Genomic DNA, 17,822 nt, shown 5'->3' on the forward strand with positions numbered 1-17,822 from the left:
CATCCGTAACCGACAATCGAAATCAGCACGGGGGAAAGGGGGCGGTGTGTCCCCGGCCCGCTCGCACGCCCGACCACAACGAATCAGCCCGTCTCATTCGACAACTCATGAAATATGGCGGCTAGCGAGATCGAGGATCAGATCCACTACACGCGGTTTGGTCCTAACCTGCCCATTCTGGGCGACCGCAGGCGAGTCGTCCATCTTCTCGTAGGTTCTGACCATGCCTCACTCTATCCGTGCTGCGTGATGCATTCTGCGACACGGTGACGACACCGTGGATCGGGATCCCCTTCCAGTTGAGTGAGTCGTTTGTGCCGCCGCATTGGTTGCGCCGCCTCCGCACGTGAGCGGGATCGCCTAAGGACAGATACACGCGGCCGCGTTGGCGAGTCTACGCTGCATCGTGGAACCCGGAGATACGCCGGCGAGTGCAGGGAAATAGGCTCCCTTGTCAAGCCACGCTTGCGCAGGGGCGGTCGCGGGATGTACCGAGTACTACTCCGCCGATTGGCGGGGCAGTACGAAACAGGACAAACCTCCGGACTTCGTCATGTGTCGATCGCTCCGTTTGCCCAGTGCGCGAGAGCGCTTCGAAGAGGGTTACGTTCGGCGAGGTTTTCCCGCCATCGCCAAAAAACGGTGGCGGTTGTCTTTAAGGATCGGGTCGGCCGGAGCTCAACAGCCGTTGCACTCGGTTTGTTCATCGGTGCACATCGGATTTCGCGGCTCAGCTCCGGTCTTCGAAGTCGCATCAAGAAGACTGGGAATCACGGAATAGCCGTAACTCTTCCCCGACTGCCGTTGAACTACGAATTTGTCCGTGACCGATCAGAACTCGCCTCGGCAGACTTTGCGGCCCACCAGCCGCCGATCCTCGTAGGATCGGCCAGCGCCTTGTTGGGCACTTTGTCGAGGCGGCGGCCCGCTGCCCGTCGCCGGGTTGGCGTCATCCCAGGCTGGTCGGCACGACTTTGAAGATGAACGCGAGAGAAAAGTAGACACCCACGAGCAGGAAGATGACGCCCGTGAGTCGGCGGGCCCAGCGCTCGAACGCGCTGATGCGGTTGAAGGCCTTCGCCATCGCATTGGCACTGGTCACGATGAGGATAGCGAAAAGGAGGACCGGCAACGCCGTGCTGATCCCGAACACGGCCGGCAGCATCAGGCTCGACTCATATTTGACCGCCAAGGGAATCAGGCCGGCAAAGTAGAGCGTCGCCGAGGCCGGACAGAAAGAAAGCGCGAAGACAATTCCTAACAGCAGTCCCCCCCAAACACCCCAGTCCGCCACCCTCTGCCCGACCCGTTGGCCAAGATCGGAGCCGCGCGCCGGGAGCGCGATCAAGTCCAGCAGTACCATCCCGAGCAGGATCAGTATTGGACCAAGCAGCTTGTTCATGTATTTCTGGAGCGTGATCGAAACCGTAGGGGCCGACAGTAAGCTACCGACAAGGATCGTCGCGATCGCCACGTACACGAGGCTTCGGCCGAGCGTGTAAAGCATCCCTGTCAGGAACGCTGCTCGCGGGCTATCCACGCGTCGACTAATGAACGAAATCGCTGCGACATTCGTGGCGAGCGGGCAGGGGCTTATGGCCGTGAGAATACCCGTCCAAGCCGCCGCTACGATCGCCGCCCACAAATCAGCCGACACAGCTACGACTCCAGGTACTTGCGGGTCTGATCCGCGACATATTGCTTGAACTGGGCCTCATCGTCGTGCACGTATTGCCAGACTTTCTCCATGTTGGTCCAGGCGCGCTGTTGGCCGTCATGCAGGTCTACGAGAACCAGGGAGCTCGCGACGAGGTGAAAATCCTCCACGAAATGGGTGTTCGGAGGTTCCTCCATGTTGATGACGCGCCATTCGAGGTCACCATTATTCAACGCTGTTGCAAACTTCTCGCGCAGTGCTTCTTCCGACAGCCGCTCGATCTTGTTGCAGGTCATGCAACGCTGGGTGTTGTGGAAATAGTAGGCAATCACCTTGTGGCTTGATTCAATCCGGGGCGCGCTTTGCGCCATTTGATTTTCAGGGTTCGCTGGTGCCGGCTGACCGCCCCCGGGCGCCCGCTCTCGTGATTCGACACCCAATGCAGGCTTTTCTGCGACCACGGCCGCAGGAGTATCGTCGTTTCCGGTTTCATCGATTACCAGATACGCCACACTGACGGCGACGAAGGCCAGGAGGAACACGGTACCGATTGTCTTCACTTTCATCGTTCTTCTCCTGCCGCGGTACGGCCAGGTTCATTTATGCGGTGAGGAGCCTCTCAAGTTCCGATTCGCTGGGGACTTTACCGGTGACCCTGACTTGGCCGTTAATCGCGAGCGCCGGCGTCATCATCACGCCGTAGTCCGTGATCTTGCGGATGTCCTTTACATGCTCGAGCGTGTATTCGAGTCCGAGCCTATCGGCGACTCTCCTGGTAGTGCTTTCGAGCAGGTTGCATTTGGAACAACCCGTGCCGAGAACTTCGATCTTCATTGGCGATACTCCTTCTATGCGGCGATGGAACCATACGTCATGCCGGCGACGGTCGACAGAATGACGACGAGGGCCACGTAGACGAGCGTCTTCCGCGTCCCCATCACCGAACGAATCACAAGCATGCTGGGCAGTGAAAGTGCCGGCCCGGCCAGTAGGAGTGCCAAGGCCGGTCCCTTGCCCATGCCGGCGCCCAGTAGTCCCTGGAGAATCGGCACTTCGGTGAGCGTCGCAAAGTACATCAACGCACCTGCAAGCGAGGCAAACAGGTTGGACCACACGCTGTTGCCCCCGACGAGCCCTGCGATCCATCGTTCCGGAATCAACGCCGGGTGCCCCGGTCGCCCCAGCAAGAGGCCCGCCACCAGCACGCCGACGAATAGCAGCGGAAGAATCTGCTTGGCGAATGTCCATGTGCTCGCGACCCACGATTTCAGTTCGTCCTTTGCAAACCAGGCGCCAAGCATGAAAAGGAGCCCGAGCAACAGTGCGCCCGTGATGATCCACTTGGCCGATGCAATGGCCGCACCGATGCCGGTCGGATCGAGGGCCTTCCAGTTCGCGAACACGAGGATGCCGATCATCGCGACGAAGTACAGGATTGTCTGCCACATCGGCCGTTCGTGGTCATCATTGCCCACGAAGAAACCGCCCTCAGTATCGCGGGCCGCCTCTTCCCTCCGGTAGATCACGTGCATGGTCAGGCCGATGATGACGCTGAAGATGATCGCCCCAAGCGCACGGGCCACGCCAAGTTCCCAGCCAAGCACCCGCGCCGTGAGGATGATCGCGAGGACGTTAATTGCCGGACCAGAATAAAGGAACGCCGTTGCCGGACCGAGACCCGCGCCGCGTTTGTAGATGCCGGCGAACAGCGGGAGGATGGTGCAAGAGCATGCCGCCAAGATTGTCCCCGAAACCGCCGCCACGCTGTACGCGACAACTTTGTGGGCCCGCGCGCCGAAGTACTTCATTACGGCCGCCTGCGAGACGAAGCACGCAATCGCACCGGCAATGAACAGCGCAGGTACGAGACACAGCAGCACATGGTGCCGCGCATAGTCCTGCAACATGAGCAGTGCTTCACGCGCAGAGGCACCCGCCTTTCCGGCGACAGGAAGGACTTCAAACGGCAGCATGTAGGCCGATAGGAAGACCGCAACCATCACGGCCAGGATTACAGACGTCTGTACGCGTGCGCCCAAGCCGTTCATGGTCAAAAGGCCATGGACCCGCACAAAAAAGGGGCGGATCGTCTCGCCTACACGCCGATCGCCGCCTGTTGCGTCTTCAGGTTGTCCTTCAGCACCGATTCGATACACTCCCATAAGCCCTGCAAACAGCAGATCTTCAGTCGGAAAAACGTCTTGGTCCCTTCCTTGCGGTCTGTCACGATGCCCGCGTGCTTGAGAACGGACAGGTGCTTCGACACGGTTGACTGATCCAGCCGGGTCAAATCCGTAAGCTCGCAGACACACCACTCGCGATCGGCCAGCACGTCGAGCATCATCAGGCGTGCCGGATGGGCCAGGGCCTTGGCGATCCGAGCCCGGGCTTCGTAACGCTGAACGGGATGCTTGGGCGTCCTTTTCATGGCTATATGGCAATTATACCATCAAACTTGGCCAATGCAAGCGTCATTCTCTCGACGTTGATACCTGATTTGCGAGCTGCGGAAAGGACGCTCCCGTTTGCTTGAATGACCTGTGGCGGCGTGGTCAGTTTCCGGTGCCGAAAACCAGGGAAAATTCGGCGACATCGTACAGTGCAACAGTAGAATCACCGTCAAAGTCGAACACGCGACGACAGTCCCCTTCGCTTCCGGTTGGGCCGAGGATGACATCGGGACCGCTCAAACAGCCGAACAGGTCGGCGGCGTCCGTCAGATCGATGGCGCTATCGCCGTCGGAATCTCCCGGTATGGGAGGTTGTAGCAGCGGAACCAGTCGTGCCACCGGCCCGGCGTGAACGCCAGCCGCGCCATTCATGGAGTACCCGCTCCCGAATCCACCCAGCACCTGGATTGGGGTCGACCCATTCCCGGCGCTGACACCCCCACCCGAAACGGCGCCGTAGACCGAGAGCGAGACCGATCCGGCCAGGGCGAGTCCGGCCAACGCGATAAACCGACGCGCGAATCGTTTCATAGTAAGATCCCTTGGGCAATCGTCTGGCACTCTCAATCAATGCGGACCACGCCGCCGCGCGCCGTGATGCGCCCTCTCTTGTAAAAGACGGTTGTTCCGGCGCTGTAATCGCCTGCTCGAATGGAGATGGTCGTGCCGTGTCCGGCGGCGTTGATTCCCTCTTCTATGGTGTCGAAAGGCCGGGAAAGTGTGCCTTCTTCCGGTCCGCCGTAGGCCTGGTCGACGTAGACTGTGCTGAAGGGCTGCGTACGATACATGCCGCGCCCGTGGGTCGCGGCGATAAGGTGCGTCCCCCCCTGCCAAAACAGCTCCGACACCTCCATGTTCGCCGGCCCCTCGTGTCCGACGGTTCCGTATCGCGGCGTGCGGCTCCACGTCTGCCCCTTGTCTTCCGAGGCGAACACGCCCAGGTCGGTGCCCACGTACACCCAGGTCGGGTCGGCCGGATGGAATCGTACGGTGTTGACCTGAACCGGAGGCAAAGCCGTATCGCCGGTTCCGGATCGGTCCTCCCAACTGGTTCCATCGTTCTTGGTGTACCAGACACGACCTGTGGCATATCCACCGAGGGTCACGAAGACTTCGCTTGCGTTGTTGGGATTGATGGCAATGTCTGTCACGAAGGTGTTCGGCGGTGAAACCGACCCGTTGTTCCCCACGTTGGTCCAGTTCGTGACACTCGTTGTTGTACGGGAGATCGTTCCATCAGTGTACCCCGCCCAGATGCGGCCCGAATCCGTGGGGGCGACATCGATCGCACTGCACAGTGGCGTAGCGGCAGGCGGCGTTACAGAAACCGGGCCACGAATGGCGGACCAGTTGTTCGCCGTATCTGTCGTTCGCCAGATGCTTGCCCCCCCGGCGATGAGGATCTTGGAATTGCTCGGATCCATTACAAACGGAGCGATGAAGAGCGCGTTGGCACCGGCGTCGGTCAAACCGTTGATTGCCGGACCGTAATTGTTTCCGCCGTTCGTGCTCTTCTCAATGGCCAGACGGACGTATTCGCTGTAGATGACGTTGGGGTTGCTGAAGTCGACGGCGGCGAATCCCCCGTCGCCGGTCTCCGCCTGGAACCAGCTCCCCGTTCCTCCAGCCGGTGTGTAGCGGAGCGTGTCGTTGTCCTGGGCACCGCCGACGATCACGCTTCCGTCCGGGGCAGCTGCTCCGCCGTAGAACTGGGTGATGCCCAGGTTGTTGGCCAGGTTCGTCCAGCCCAGATCGCCCAGGAACGGGCTGAGAATGTCGTCGGTGCGTTGGATGCCGCCGTCGTTGCAGACGTACACCGTCTTGTTGGACGCGCCGTCATAACCGGGATGGCTCATGATGAAATGCTGGTCAGCGTGAGCGGACAGGCCGAGGTGGTAGGTCAGCCAGTTGCTAATCTTCTCCAGAAAGATACCGTTGCTGGTGTCGGGCTCACGCCAAAGATCGATCCCTCCCACGACGATCGTGTCATTGTCGTTCGGGGCAACCCAGATCGTGTTGTCGTATTCACCCTGGCAACTGTTCGGATCATCGATGCCCAGAATGTTCGAGCACAGGTAGTTGGGCATCGTGTCCGTACCAGCCAAGGAACTGAAGGATCTTCCGCAGTCCGTAGACTTATAGATCGCCCCGCCGCCGATGTTGGCTGACGCATACACCGTGCAGCCGGAGCCCCACGCCAGTTCCATCCGGCCGCTGCGGCGCGTCCGCACAAGCTCTCCGACATTGTGCGCGTTGGTCAGGTCGGTCACAGTCAAGGTTGTGGCGTCGACCACCGAAACGACGAATGCCGACTCCGTGGACAGTCCGTCGCCGACACGAATTGCGTCTCCGAGTTCGAACGCCGCCGTGCTGCCGACCGTGATGAGGTCGGGCGCATTGTCGCCATCGGTTGCCGTGGCCTGCGCCAGTGCGTCGCGGGTTATGTCGGCCGGGATGCGAACGAGGGCACCGGCGGCGTGGTTCATTTGGAGGTCCGAAACCGTGATCGTACCACCGTCGACGACACTTCTAACAATAGCGCGCTCCGCGGCCGACGGCATGCCCACATGAATGACGTCACCGACTGCGAATCCGGCCGTGGAACTTACCAGGAGCGTGTCATTGGCCGGGGGGCTGTCCGTATCCGCCTGGAAAGCGGTGCTTACGATCGTACTAAATAGCGCGCCGTTAAAGTCGGAGAAGTTCCACGTCTCACCCAGATCATCGGAAAACATCACCGTTCCGTCGGTCAATCCGGCAACGACATCCTTGGTGCTTGAGGATGGACGAAACTCCACGTCAGTCGTGCGCTCGACGGTGACTTGCTGCCAACCTACCCCGCCGTCGTCGCTACGCCAGATTCCGCTGTTGGTCGCCGCCAGGATGATGTCACCGTCCGAGGGACTGACCGCAACGCGATTGACGTATCCCCAGGGATCGGTCGTCGGATTGGTCGTCGGAGCGGTTGCGGAAAGCTGCTTCCAGCTCAGCCCACCGTCCGTCGATTTGAAGACCCCCGCTCCGGGGACGCCGTCGGACGAGAAGCTCTCTCCAGTCCCCGCGTAGATGATCTTGGAATTGCCGGGGTCCATCGCCAACGTCGTGACCGACAGACTCGGCAAGAAGTCGTTGATGGGACTCCAGCTTGCACCTCCGTTGACGGTACGCCAGATGCCTCCGGCAACACTGCCGATCAGCATGGTTCTGGGGTCCTGCGGGTCGATGACCATCGTGCGGATGCGCCCACCGATGTTGCCCGGCCCCAACCATTCCCAGCTCCAGATGCCGGCGTCGGCAAGAGGCCCCTCACGGACGGGCAGTTCCGGCATGCGTTCTGCGGCCCGTTTCGCCTTGACCAGGGCATTCGGCGGAATCTCCCCGTTCTCGTCGAGGCGGCGCATCAAGCGTTCCCGCGCGAGCCCATCGGGATTCTGCGCTTCCTTGTTGCGGCGTTCTTCCGTCTCGCGGTCGATCTCTTCCTCGATGACGTGTTCGGAGCGAATGAGCTTCGGCGCACCTTCAGTCAATGTCGATGTCACTCCCCCGTCCATATTCCCCAAGGCGTGCAGCGAAGGCTGGGCGGGTGACGCGATGGATCCGGGCGTGCGATCCACCGTCCGGCACCCCGGGCACAGCACCGCAATCATCACGCCCACCGCCGGGATCGCGGCGCTTCCCCGCAGGATGTCTCTGTGGCTTCGGTTCATGTTGTGATCGCTCCTTCGCGGCAATTACTGCAACGAAACCAGCACGAGCACCAGACCGCGGCCTTCGTCCAGCGCGGTCATTGCCTTGCCCAGAATCGCACCCTGGGCCCGCGTCGTGTCGTCCACCCGCATCGCATGTCCGGGAGTTTCCGAAGTTGTCAGCAGATCTCCGGGCCGAATGGGCTTCGACCTCGCATCGCACAGGCAATACACCCGGCCCGTCAGGGCGATGTGGTGGCTGCCATCCGCAATCGTGCCACTCTGAGCCATGACCATGCCAGGCCGTACGCCACCCGCACCGCTGATCACCCCCGCTACGGTGCGGTCGTAGGCCTTGTTTGAGAGCTTGAGCTTGCCGGGTCGATCGGCGTCGATGACGACCACCGATCCGGGTGCGGCCTCATCCCCGACCACATCAAAGGGCTCGGCGAGGTCGGCACCGCCCGTGATCTCCAACAAGTCCGTTTGAATAGCTCCTTCCGCCTTGATGGCGTATCCGTTGCCGTTGGTTACTTTGGCGTGGATGGCCGGGGCCGCGCTGAATGCATTATTGACCTCAAAGTATCCGGCCGGTCCGGTACCGAAGCTGAAACCCGCCACGCCCTTGCCGCTACCAAACGTCGTTCCCACGAGTGCATTCGAGTCATTGCTTGAGCTCGTAATCTGGAAGAAGCCGGGGCCACCCGAGGATCCCGTACACCGCGATGAAATGCCGCTTCCGGTTCCCGAATTGACGATGCTGAATAGCGTGCCGCTGTTGCTGACCGTCTGCGAGAAGGGCAAGGTAAACCCGCCGCCCGCGGACGTCTGGATCGTGCCGTCCGGAAACTTGAAACCGCCGGTGGTGGATTCCACGAGTCCCACGGCCTGTACGGCCGGGCCAGTGCCGCTCGTCGTCACCGACAATGCCGGCTCACTGTTCGCCGGATTATCGACGGTGACCTCCGCCGCCTTACCGGTGCCGTAGTTGTAGGCCAGAAATGCCTTGCCCGGACCTGCATGGAGCGCCAGCAGGGCGGTGTCGGTGTTGGAAGCGCCGGAACAACTGAAATTCCCGGCGTTTCCGGAGCTTCCCGTGTGATTCGCGGAAATGCCGACAGAGGCGGATCCAGACTGGTTGATGGACAAGGCGATTCCGGAATCCGACTCCACATCGAGCTTCGCGTTGGGCGCGAGCTTGCCGATGCCGACGTTTCCCTCAAAGTAGTTTCGACCTCCTTCGAAATAGCCGGCGTAGCCGCTCGAGCTGTTGGTCCGACCACGAACGCCGAAGTTCGTCCCACTCGTGGATATCGCGGTTCCGTAAACGCCAAGCCCGCTCGTGCTGCTGCTCTGCCCGTACACACCGTAATTGCTCCCCGTGGTGGCGGTCGCCCACCCCACCACGCCGCGACCGGACGTACTGGCCGCGAGGAACTCGGCCCCGAATCGCAGATTGGTCGGTGACGTGTTTCTTCCTTGGATAACGGCCCGATTGGTTTCGTCGGCCTGTCCCTCCACTTGCAGACGGTGAACCGGCGTTTCAGTGCCGATACCCACTCGGCCGAAGGCGTCGACGGTGAGCCCCGTCGTGTTATCCACTTCGAGCTTGAGCGTGGGCGCGCTCGGATCAATTTCCATGCCGGTGTTCGAGTCGTGTGCGATCTCCACCGTGCTGGAAGAACTTACGAATATGGAATCGCCAAACGTCCCCCGGCCGGAAACGTCCAAAGCCCCGACCATTTCGACGTCTCCGTTCGACTGCACCACCACTGCGGGTGCGAAGGTGTATGGGCGAACGAGCTGCTCGGCCGACTGCGCCTTGGCAGCGAACGGCACCATCCCGATCCGCACGCGGGGGGTAAGCTCCGCGCCACCATTCACCGCTAGCGACAACCAGACCTCTGTCGCGTCGAACGCGGTATCGGGCACGCCAAAGCCACTCTGGGATCCGATCTCGACGGTAAACACCCCGTTGACAAGCGGCACCGCGGTGTGCGTTTCCGAGTACAGCAAGTTGCCGGCTGTGGCGTCGTCGTAGAAACGAACGTCCAAATCGACGGGCCCGGCCATGGGGTTCCCGCCACCGTCGGTGAGGTACGCTTGGTAGGGAACAAGCCGAGGCACGGCTGCGTGCGCCGAAAGGCACAGTGCGGCAATCAGAATATTGGCGACTACAGCGATCCGCATGCGCATGAGAAGCACTCCCCGAATTTCTTGTACTGCCCGGAATCGGCCCGAATGCTGACGGTCCCGCTGAGGGCGGCCATCAGCGAAATTCCGTCTCCTTCCAGGTAGGTCGCTTCAAAGGGACGAGCGCAACGCGGCAAATTTGCGAAAAGGGCTCCCGATGATTTCCGTCCGTTGCGCGGCACAAGTAAAAACGACTATGGAAGGGCATCTGGTGGGACTACGGACGGCAGGGGTGCCGCTATAATGCGCCTCCATGCTGGGTAGCGCGCAGATTACGGACGAATTGGTCGCCGCCGCCGTCGCGGACACGGCAGCGAGCGCGCGGGAGCGGATCGCACAGGCATTGTTTCCGCAGGTACGAACAATGGTCACTGCTCGCTTGGCCGCCAATCCCGACCGGGTCAATGCCGTCGAAGACATTGCGCAGCAGGCCATGCTCGCCGTCCACGCGGGACTGGATCGGCTGGAGAATCGCACCGTCGTGGGCCTGAAGGCGTTTGTCTCGCGAATCGTTGCGAACAAGGTGGTCGACCACCTTCGGCGCAAGCCCGGAGTCGGAAAAGCACCACTGAATTCGCTGGATTCCGCCGCGACAGGGTTCTCAGAGGCGATGCCGCTCTGGCAACTGCTTTCGGCCAGCGGGACATCACCGCTCAGTGCCGTGGCGCGCTCGGACGACGTACAGCGGCTGTTCGCAGCCCTGGGGCGACTCAAGGAGGAGCATCGGGAGATCATCACCCTGGCATTCTTTGACCAACTGCCGACATCGGAGATTGCCGCCGAACTTGGCATCACGCGCCCGGCCGCGTCCATGCGGGTCATTCGCGCCGTGGAAGCACTTCGGCGGGACCTCACGGGCGCCAGCGGCCAACGCTGATACGATGGACACGCAACCTCCCGACAATATCCCAGACGACCTGCCGGACCGTGTCGATCGGGCGCTGGCCGCCCTTTGGCACAACGACTCCGGGGAGTTTGACGGACTGCTGGAAGAACTCAGTTCGGCGGGAACGTCCATCGGTGCCAAACTCCAAGCGGCGGTCTCGCAAGGCGGGCCCGGTTTGTTCGACCCGTCCGAGCTGGCTGTGCCGGGATATCGCGTCATTCGCGAGATCGGCCGGGGCGGCATGGGCGTTGTCTTCGAGGCGGAACAGATGCGTACGCAGCGCCTGGTTGCATTGAAGGTCATCCGTGAGGCCCACGCACTCGACGACTACCACCGCCGCCTCTTCGAGCGCGAAGTCCGCACGCTCGCCCGCTTACGGCATCCCCACATCGCCGCTGTTTACGACGCCGGCGCGACAGAGGCAGGACACCCGTTTTTCGCAATGGAGTTGGTTCGCGGACAGACATTGACCGGCTTTGCGTCCGCCCCGGCTGGCGACGGCGGCCCGCTCTCCCTTCGGGACCGACTCCGGCTCTTCCAGCGCGTATGCCAGGCGGTCAGCTACGCTCACCAGCGCGGCGTGATTCACCGTGATCTAAAACCTTCCAACGTTCTAGTCGTGGAGGACGCGCCGTCCGGATCGAGTTTCTCCGAGGGAATCAGCGCCGAGGTCAAGGTGCTCGATTTCGGCCTGGCGCGCATCGTGGACGATGACTCCGCCCCGCTCTCGATCTCGCTCGCCACGGGGCGCATCCGCGGCACCCTGGCGTATGCGAGCCCGGAGCAGGCCCGGGGAGAAGCCGATCATGTCGATACACGCAGTGACGTATACAGCCTCGGCGTCATGCTTTATCAGCTCGTCGCCGGCCGAATGCCCTACGATCTGCGCGGCATTCCCTTGCCGGCCGCCATTCAGCGCATCTGCGAGCAGGAACCTGCGACGCTGACGGTCGCGCCCGCGTCGGAAAGTGCCCTGCGGGAGAAGCCCCTCCCCGCGCCCGCGGAGCTGCGGACGATCGTCCAAAAAACCCTCGCCAAGGAGCCCGAACGCCGGTATGCCGGCGCCGCAGCGCTGGCCGAGGACATTGAGCGGTTTCTTCTCCGCCAGCCGATACTCGCTCAGCCACCGGGACTGGCGTACATCGTTCGCAAATTCCTCGCTCGTCATAGAGTTGCGTCGGTACTCGGGGGCGTGATCCTCTTCCTCCTGGTCAGTTTCACCGGATACGCCAGCATCCAGGCATCGAGGCTCGCCCGCCAGCGGGACAAAGCCGTCGCCGCCGAGCGTCTCGCCGAGCAGCGTCTCGCCGAAACGGAAACCGCACGCGACAAGGCAAAGTTAGCGGCCCAGCAGTCGGAAGCGGTCAGCCGGTTTCTCGAGCAAATGCTCGCTTCGCCGGACCCCACACGCGCGGGGCGCGATGTCAAGGTCGTCGAGCTTCTCGACCGAGCGGCCGAAGGACTGCGAGAACCCTCAAACGTCGGTCTGGAGATCACCGCCGTCCTTCACCTGACGCTGGGCAGAAGCTACCGTACGCTCGGCGTCTTTGATCGCGCGAAGGAACAGATCGATCAAGCCGTGACGCTCTTTCGACAGGAGCTGGGGGATGAGGCGTCGGCAACGCTGCAGGCGCTGAATGAGCGCGGCGTTCTTCTCCAGGATATGGGCGAACCTATTGCCGCGGAGAAGATCTTCCGCAACGTACTTGCAGCACTCGCACGCGTTGTGTCGCCGAATGACTCCTTGGTACTTGCCGCGCGGAATAACCTCGCTCTCGTGCTCCAAGAACGAGGGGACTTTGCAGAAGCGGAGCCGTTGTTCCGGAACGTGCTGAGTGTGCGGCGCGCCACGCTGGGCGAGGAGCATGAGGACACCCTGGAGTCCGCCAATAATCTCGCCGGCGTTCTTATCCAGCAGGGCCGATGGAAACAGGCCGAACCTCTCTGCAGACAAGTGTTGGAGCGCCAACGACGCACCCTTGGGAACGAGCACCCCGATACGCTGGTCTCGCTCAACGACTTGGCTCTGCTTCTCAAGCAACAGGGGCGCATCAACGAGGCCGAACCGCTTTATCGCGAGGCGCTTGCGGGACTGACCAAGCGGCTCGGTGAGGGGCAACTGGACACCCTGATCACGGCCTTCAACCTGGCGACGGTGCTGCGCGACCTCGGCAAGCTGGACGAAGCCGCAGCCCTCGGCCGCGATCTCCTGGACCGAGCCCGCGGGGCTCTGCCTCCCGACAGTTGGTACATTGCGACGTTCCGTGGCGGCTACGGGAAGACGCTGCTGGCCCGTGGCGAGTTCGATCAGGCCGACATCGAGTTGAAGGCGTGGTACGACGGAATTCTGAAGGTCTTCGACAAGGAGCACCCTTACATCCGGAATGCTCTCCTGGCCCTGATCGAGCTCAACGAAAGGCGGGATCAGCCGGACGAAGTCGAGCGCTACCGCAAGCTCCTGGATGACGACAAAGGGAAGGCAGACCGGGATTCACATTGAGTGTGCCTGGTGTCTATTGAGTTGAATGTTCACCGACGCTGATTCCACCGAGTGTTAGGCGACCCGATTCACACGTTGAACATTCGTCTGCGGCACGCTCCGCAGGGCCGGGCTCGCGCCGATCCTGGGCGATCATGGCGAAAACCCGCGTAGATTAGCGCAGATTGTCGAGGGGTGGAGCACGGCGGGACGTTCTGATTTGCGTCGACGATGCCAAGTTTATGACGCCGAAGCAATCGGCGCCTCGCCCAACCTGTCCCGTTACCCGAAACCTCTACGGGCAAGGCATGTAGAGACTGTTTGGGGACCGGATCCGACGCTGTTTTCTGGGCTGCTATTCGCCGGTTAGCACTACGAACCTGCCACGGAAACTCAACTCTCAGAACGAACTCAGGAAATCCCGGCCCAAGTCAAGCTCCGCAGAGATGAGCACACAACCCCACGTATCCAAGGACGGGTTGATGGTCTCGCTAGGCCCCACGTGCCGTGAATCCGAGGGCGGGTACTACGGAACGAGCGTCACGATGCCCTCGCCAGCGCCGATGGTCATGGGGCGATCAAGCAAGCTCGTTCCGATCACCCAATCGCCCGGTTCGAGAATCCAGATAGTGCTTCCCTCAGGCGCCCAGGCGGAATAGGCAAGGTGCAGATATGCCCAGGGATCCTCAAAGGTGCCAGCACCGAGCATGTAGCTGCTACTGCCGACGAAGTACCAGTCACCCTCAGGGTAGAGGAACGACATGACCTTGCCATCCCAGAAGCTCATGTAGCTCCGGTTGCCGATGTCGTCCTGGAGATATGCGTTGGGGGGAAGTACCGTGATCGTCCTGCAGTTGTCGAGGTCCGAACTGCAACCGGTCGTCGTACAACGAACCTCAGGATCGGCACCGCAGCAGGAGAACGAGCACTGGCCGTAGTGCATGATGGACTTGAAGTCGTAGGGACCATACGTTCCTGCAAGCGGGTGTTTATCGAAGTTGTTCTCCTTCCCTGCGATGATTCGGTCCCATTCAATCTGTACGTACGTATCCCGATCCGCACGGGACTGTTCATGCCAGTAACCCAGCGCGTGCCCAAATTCATGCGCGATGATGAACTTCGAGCCCCAGCTCGTGATGTTGATGATCTGTTCGCCGCCGTTCATTCCCACGAAGGAGCTGTTGCTCGGTTCAGCATCGTTGGATGAGTCGCGCACATGAATGTGGTTGAATCCGTGTATTGCCGGATCGTACGGCTCAAAGGAGATTGCTGCGACCGCGGACCACTCCGCAACGGCGTCGATCGTTCGCTGCCTGTTCTCCGAGTTCACATTGGCGTCAAATTCGTAGGGTACGATTCCGCCCGGCCAGAGATTCGCGGCATAGGCAGCTCGGTTGGCTATTTCGTTGCAGAAGATGATGTCGCCCTCGATCAAATCGCACCCGACGGGCACACCGCGACTGTCCAGTGCGAGGCCCCCGTCCACCTCCTGTCCCGAAACCACGCTGGATACCAGCAGCAAGATACCACAGCAGTTAGTCACGGCGCCGAAAATAAGCTGAAACGCGGTTTCCATTGGATTCCTCCGTCACGAGCACCGTTGCTACTGCAGGCTGACCAGAACGAGAACCAGACCTTCTCCGGATTCCAAGGATGTCATTGCCTTGCCCAGCGTGGCCCCATGCGCCCGATCGAAATCGGTGACCTTCATGGCATGACCCGATACGTGGGAGGTAGTCAACGGATCGCCGGGCTCGATGGAACCATTCGACACGTCCGCCAGGACGTACACACGACCGGTGAGCGCCACGGGGTAGGCACCGTCAGCCATGCTCGCCTTCTGCCCCATGAGCATGCCAGGGTTGACACCACCCGCGCCACTGACGATACCGGCCACAGTGCGGTCGTAGGCACGACCGCAGACAACGAGCTTGCCCGAGCTACCGGGATCCACGCAAAGAACCACTCCGGGCTCGACTTTGCGCTTGCTTTCAATTACGTCGAATCGCTCGGAGAGGTCGGCCCCACCGTCAATTTGCAGCACGTCGACCGTCGTGACGCCGGTGGAATCGTTCACACGGAAGACCTGGGTGGTCGTCCCGTACTTGTAAACACGGATGTCGCCGTAGAACTTCGCGGCGTTGAGCCCACCCTTGGCAATCAGGCCATTCCAGGGGGCCTCGGCCCAAACACCGGTGCCCTCACCACCCTCGGCAACAGCGTGCACGGCCGTGCCGTAGTCACCGGTAGCATTGGCGTAGACAGCTTTGCCATTGGAGCCCACGGACTCAAACCAGCCACCCCAGTTGTCGCCCGACGATCCCGTGCTCGACGCCCGCCCTCGGATGCCGTAGCCACCGTCCATGCTCGAGCGGAAGTAGCCGCCGCCCGTACCACCGGAGGTTGCGTAGACAGCCGTTCCGTCACCGGACGCGTAGATTGCGTACCCCCCATCGGATACCGCGGAAATGGCGACGCCGGAGCCGGACGCCCGGAAAGATCCAGCTGTCGCATCACTGGACGTCGCGTTGTTGATCACCGCGCTGATGGCCGACGTCCCCGCAGGGCCGCCGGTGTTCGTAATCTTGAACGCTGCGGCCCCGTCGACGTCCACGGTTTCGTCCACAGGCAGGGTGAAATCGCCCCCACCGCCGACCGGAGCCTGCCAGGTTGCGTTTCCCAGGCTGTCAGCGGTCAGCACGTGCCCGGCGGTTGCAGAGTTGCCTACCTGGAGCTGGGTCGTATGCGTCTTCCCATTGACGTGCAGTCTCGAATCCGGGTTGGCGACACCGAGACCGACGTAGCCGGAATCGAAATTGACGCGCCCAACGGTGTGAATCAGCAGCGCGTTGTCCTGATCTTCCTGAATGTAGCAATAGTTGGCGTCGCCAAAGTTGATTTTGGATCCATAACCATTCGTACTGGTGGATTTGTAGAGTTTCAGCTTGTCCTGCCCCGGCCCGTCGATCGTCAGTTGATGCGACGGAGTGGATGTTCCGATTCCTACATTTCCGTCGTTGTAGTACACATTCGAATCGCTCGACTGCCAGGGTGATGCTGTCGTCGCCGGAAGCGCTTGCCACGTGCCCACACCGCTGGCGTCAGCGGTGAGCACATGACCGGCTGTGGCGGACGATCCGAGTTGAAATCCGTCAACCCGGCTCGTGCCGTCAACGCGTGCCGTTCCTACAACGTGCAGCGCGGCGCTCGGACTCGCCGTACCAATGCCCACGTCTCCCCCGGCGTAGTAAATGTCACCCCGGCTCCCCGGAAGCCAGAAACCGGTGTTGTTGCTGCAATCGGCGACAGTGCAAATCCGGTCGCCGTCAACGTCCTCCGTATCGACGTCGCAGCGACCGTTTTGATTGGCATCCCAGCAGGAGAGACCGTCATCACCGTCGGCACCTGGTGTGCCCTGCGGACCTTCAGGACCCCGGCAGTCGAACGCGTCGCATACACCGTCGCCATTGGCGTCCTCCACTCCTGCGTCGCAGATACCGTCACCGTCGTGATCCCAGCAGGACAGGCCGGCGCCTCCGGGAGCGTCGAACGCATAGACGGCGTAGGGCGCTGCGGTAATCTGTTGACGAGGCTGCAACGTGGCTCGCCCCACGCTTGCGTCAACGGTTATTTCCAACCAGCGAGCGCTTCCATCAAACAGATCGGATCCCGAGAAATCCAGTTCAAGGGTAAACAGCCCGTTCATGACGGTGATACCGGTGAGCGACACGGAGTCCAGCAAACGTCCGTTGGTGCCGTCGTCCCATAGACCGACTGTGAAATCTGCTGCGCCGTTATACGGCGCGCCATCAAACTTGAGTTGTCCTTGATAGGTAAGGGGCATCGCCGCAACCGGCGTTGCTGACAACACGGCTGCCAATAACGCAGGCCATGCCCAACCGTTCTTTCGTGATCCGGAATCCATCAGCCGGCTTCTCCTTTCGTGTTTGCTGGCCTTTATTGTCCGTGGCCGTGAGCCGTGTTCTGTTCAATACAAGGCTACCCACGGGACGCTAGCCGCAAGCTGGATCTCACTCTTGAAAAGCACCTTGCATCGCCGCGAAGTCTCTCAAGTCCACGTCCCGGTCGTTGTCCAAATCAAGACATACGCAATTCGAGCTCATTGATTGCGCGGGGCCGGTGACACAGTCGGAGAGCGTTCGACAATCCCCGAGGTTCAGCACGCCGTCGGCATTGCAGTCGCCCGGACCAGGGACGAACCAGAAACCGCCGGTTAGCTCGAATCGATCCCGGCACAGCGGCCCCCCGGCGTCGAATTGCCCGATGGTTCCGGAGACCGTGAGCCCACCGCCCGACGCCGTGGCGACGCCTCCCCCGTCCAGCGTGGACCACGCCAGTTGAAACTGCCGGGCATGTCCGTCGTGAACAGCGCCCCATCCCGCGAAGAGGGCTCCCGTTACGCACAGAAGAAGTTTGTTTTGCCTCATAAGTGGTTCTCCGTTGCCCGCAG

Annotated in this window: 13 protein-coding genes; 2 read left to right on the forward strand and 11 right to left on the reverse strand. The window is 61.4% G+C overall.

Going from position 1 to position 17,822, the window contains the following annotated elements:
- Positions 1–949 precede the first annotated feature (949 nt).
- The 8 genes from J5J06_10940 to J5J06_10975 all read right to left on the reverse strand — a co-directional run bounded on the left by J5J06_10940 (position 950) and on the right by J5J06_10975 (position 9,989).
- Positions 950–1,657 carry a sulfite exporter TauE/SafE family protein gene (locus tag J5J06_10940; protein ID MCO6437594.1) on the reverse strand — a complete coding sequence of 236 codons (708 nt, stop codon included), beginning with the start codon at positions 1,655–1,657 and terminating at the stop codon, positions 950–952.
- A 2-nt stretch (positions 1,658–1,659) separates the two neighbouring features.
- Positions 1,660–2,223 (reverse strand): hypothetical protein, encoded by a 564-nt coding sequence (locus tag J5J06_10945; GenBank protein ID MCO6437595.1) that lies wholly within the window; start codon positions 2,221–2,223, stop codon positions 1,660–1,662.
- Positions 2,224–2,257: 34 nt separating this feature from the next.
- Complete coding sequence (locus J5J06_10950) at positions 2,258–2,491, reverse strand: TM0996/MTH895 family glutaredoxin-like protein (GenBank protein MCO6437596.1); 234 nt, start codon at positions 2,489–2,491, stop codon at positions 2,258–2,260.
- A 14-nt stretch (positions 2,492–2,505) separates the two neighbouring features.
- Positions 2,506–3,657, reverse strand: a complete 1,152-nt coding sequence (locus J5J06_10955; GenBank protein ID MCO6437597.1) for a permease — start codon at positions 3,655–3,657, stop codon at positions 2,506–2,508.
- A 95-nt stretch (positions 3,658–3,752) separates the two neighbouring features.
- On the reverse strand, positions 3,753–4,085 hold the full coding sequence (locus tag J5J06_10960; protein ID MCO6437598.1) for a winged helix-turn-helix transcriptional regulator: 333 nt from the start codon (positions 4,083–4,085) through the stop codon (positions 3,753–3,755).
- Between the two features lie 124 nt (positions 4,086–4,209).
- Positions 4,210–4,638, reverse strand: coding sequence for a hypothetical protein (locus J5J06_10965; protein MCO6437599.1), 429 nt, complete (start codon positions 4,636–4,638; stop codon positions 4,210–4,212).
- Between the two features lie 32 nt (positions 4,639–4,670).
- On the reverse strand, positions 4,671–7,814 hold the full coding sequence (locus J5J06_10970) for a hypothetical protein (protein MCO6437600.1): 3,144 nt from the start codon (positions 7,812–7,814) through the stop codon (positions 4,671–4,673).
- A gap of 24 nt (positions 7,815–7,838) precedes the next feature.
- Complete coding sequence (locus tag J5J06_10975) at positions 7,839–9,989, reverse strand: hypothetical protein (GenBank protein ID MCO6437601.1); 2,151 nt, start codon at positions 9,987–9,989, stop codon at positions 7,839–7,841.
- 250 nt (positions 9,990–10,239) lie between these two features.
- Between J5J06_10975 and J5J06_10980 the strand changes: the two genes are divergently transcribed.
- Both J5J06_10980 and J5J06_10985 read left to right on the forward strand, forming a co-directional pair.
- A complete protein-coding gene (locus tag J5J06_10980) occupies positions 10,240–10,863 on the forward strand; it encodes a sigma-70 family RNA polymerase sigma factor (GenBank protein MCO6437602.1) in 624 nt (207 codons plus the stop codon).
- Positions 10,864–10,867: 4 nt separating this feature from the next.
- Positions 10,868–13,372, forward strand: coding sequence for a serine/threonine protein kinase (locus J5J06_10985; GenBank protein MCO6437603.1), 2,505 nt, complete (start codon positions 10,868–10,870; stop codon positions 13,370–13,372).
- Between the two features lie 505 nt (positions 13,373–13,877).
- Here the strand turns inward: J5J06_10985 and J5J06_10990 are convergent.
- From J5J06_10990 to J5J06_11000, 3 genes are all read right to left on the reverse strand, one after another.
- Entirely contained in the window at positions 13,878–14,927 is a 1,050-nt protein-coding gene (locus J5J06_10990) for a hypothetical protein (protein MCO6437604.1), read from the reverse strand.
- Between the two features lie 27 nt (positions 14,928–14,954).
- Positions 14,955–17,276 (reverse strand): hypothetical protein, encoded by a 2,322-nt coding sequence (locus J5J06_10995; GenBank protein MCO6437605.1) that lies wholly within the window; start codon positions 17,274–17,276, stop codon positions 14,955–14,957.
- A 106-nt stretch (positions 17,277–17,382) separates the two neighbouring features.
- Positions 17,383–17,799, reverse strand: a complete 417-nt coding sequence (locus J5J06_11000) for a hypothetical protein (protein MCO6437606.1) — start codon at positions 17,797–17,799, stop codon at positions 17,383–17,385.
- Between the last annotated feature and the right edge of the window lie 23 nt (positions 17,800–17,822).

The organism is Phycisphaerae bacterium (genome assembly GCA_024102815.1).
GTDB lineage: Bacteria > Planctomycetota > Phycisphaerae > UBA1845 > UBA1845 > JAGFJJ01.

What these genes read in the sequence shown, in the direction of transcription:
- J5J06_10995 (MCO6437605.1), bottom strand. Translation starts at nt 17,276, where the DNA reads ATGGATTCCGGATCACGAAAGAACGGTTGGGCATGGCCTGCGTTATTG.
- J5J06_10990 (MCO6437604.1), bottom strand. Translation starts at nt 14,927, where the DNA reads ATGGAAACCGCGTTTCAGCTTATTTTCGGCGCCGTGACTAACTGCTGT.
- J5J06_10965 (MCO6437599.1), bottom strand. Translation starts at nt 4,638, where the DNA reads ATGAAACGATTCGCGCGTCGGTTTATCGCGTTGGCCGGACTCGCCCTG.
- J5J06_10960 (MCO6437598.1), bottom strand. Translation starts at nt 4,085, where the DNA reads ATGAAAAGGACGCCCAAGCATCCCGTTCAGCGTTACGAAGCCCGGGCT.
- J5J06_10975 (MCO6437601.1), bottom strand. Translation starts at nt 9,989, where the DNA reads ATGCGCATGCGGATCGCTGTAGTCGCCAATATTCTGATTGCCGCACTG.
- J5J06_10945 (MCO6437595.1), bottom strand. Translation starts at nt 2,223, where the DNA reads ATGAAAGTGAAGACAATCGGTACCGTGTTCCTCCTGGCCTTCGTCGCC.
- J5J06_10985 (MCO6437603.1), top strand. Translation starts at nt 10,868, where the DNA reads ATGGACACGCAACCTCCCGACAATATCCCAGACGACCTGCCGGACCGT.
- J5J06_10980 (MCO6437602.1), top strand. Translation starts at nt 10,240, where the DNA reads ATGCTGGGTAGCGCGCAGATTACGGACGAATTGGTCGCCGCCGCCGTC.
- J5J06_10950 (MCO6437596.1), bottom strand. Translation starts at nt 2,491, where the DNA reads ATGAAGATCGAAGTTCTCGGCACGGGTTGTTCCAAATGCAACCTGCTC.
- J5J06_11000 (MCO6437606.1), bottom strand. Translation starts at nt 17,799, where the DNA reads ATGAGGCAAAACAAACTTCTTCTGTGCGTAACGGGAGCCCTCTTCGCG.
- J5J06_10970 (MCO6437600.1), bottom strand. Translation starts at nt 7,814, where the DNA reads ATGAACCGAAGCCACAGAGACATCCTGCGGGGAAGCGCCGCGATCCCG.
- J5J06_10955 (MCO6437597.1), bottom strand. Translation starts at nt 3,657, where the DNA reads ATGGTTGCGGTCTTCCTATCGGCCTACATGCTGCCGTTTGAAGTCCTT.